Source organism: Delftia sp. WSY_12, from assembly GCF_043104645.1.
GTDB lineage: Bacteria > Pseudomonadota > Gammaproteobacteria > Burkholderiales > Burkholderiaceae_C > Comamonas > Comamonas tsuruhatensis.
The window spans coordinates 1-1,256 of sequence record NZ_JBICKW010000036.1 but is presented as its reverse complement, the minus strand read 5'-3'; the positions used below and the strand labels follow the sequence as shown (position 1 = coordinate 1,256).

The window sequence follows — 1,256 nt, the reverse complement described above, 5'->3', positions numbered from 1 at the left end:
AGCAGGCCGCCAACGATGCCGTTGTCGCCGGCCACGGTCTCCAGCAGGCCGCCGACCAGTCCGGTGTCGCCCGTGAGGCCACCCAGCAGGCCACCGTCGCCGCCGACCACGCCGCCAACCACGCCGCCAACCACGCCGCCCAGTAGGCCGTCGCCTCCCGTCAGACCGGCCAGCACGCCGTTGACGGTGCCGATCACCGGCTGCAGTGCCTGGCCCTGGACCTGCGTCAGGCCGTTGGCCAGGTCCGTCACCACGCCCAGCGGGCCGCCGTTCACCTGGGTCACGCCTTCGACCAGGCCCGTGACCACGGACAGGGCGCCGGTGCCGGGGTTGATCACCGCATCCAGCACCTGGCCCACAGGCGCTCCGGCCGTGCCGCCGAGCAGGTCATCGACGGTGTTCTGCACCGTGGTGATCAGGCCTTCGCCGCTGCCTGTGCCGCCACCCGGAACCAGGCCGCCCAGCAGCCCGCCGACCAAGCCGTCCTCGCCGAGCACGCCACCCAGCAGGCCGCCGTCGCCGCCGAGCAGGCCGCCGACCAGGCCGTCGTCGCCGAGCACGCCACCCAGCAGGCCGCCGTCACCGCCCAGCAGGCCGCCGACCAGGCCGTCGTCGCCGAGCACGCCACCCAGCAAGCCGCCGTCACCGCCGAGCAAGCCACCGACCAGGCCGTCGTCGCCAAGCACGCCACCCAGCAAGCCGCCGTCACCGCCGAGCAAGCCGCCGACCAGGCCGTCGTCGCCAAGGACGCCACCCAGCAGGCCGCCGTCACCGCCGACCACGCCGCCCAGCAGGCCGTCGCCTCCCGTCAGACCGGCCAGCACGCCGTTGACGGTGCCGATCACCGGCTGCAGTGCCTGGCCCGGGACCTGCGTCAGGCCGTTGGCCAGGTCCGTCACCACACCCAGCGGACCGCCGTTGACCTGGGTCACGCCTTCCACCAGACCCGTGACCACGGACAGTGCGCCGGTGCCGGGGTCGATCAGCGCATCCAGTACCTGGCCCACAGGCGCTCCGGCCGTGCCACCGAGCAGGTCGCCAACGGTGTTCTGTACCGTGGTGACCAGGCCTTCGCCGCTGCCTGTGCCGCCACCCGGAACCAGGCCGCCCAGCAGTCCGCCGACCAGGCCGTCCTCGCCGAGCACGCCGCCCAGCAGGCCGCCGTCACCGCCGAGCAGGCCGCCGACCAGGCCGTCGTCGCCAAGGACGCCACCCAGCAGGCCGCCGTCACCGCCCAGCAGGCCGCTGACCAGCTC

The 1,256-nt window shown here is 74.4% G+C and carries 1 pseudogene; it reads right to left on the bottom strand.

The features are described 5' to 3' along the window. Positions 1-1,256: pseudogene (locus ACF8LI_RS21870) on the bottom strand (hypothetical protein); the annotation flags it as partial.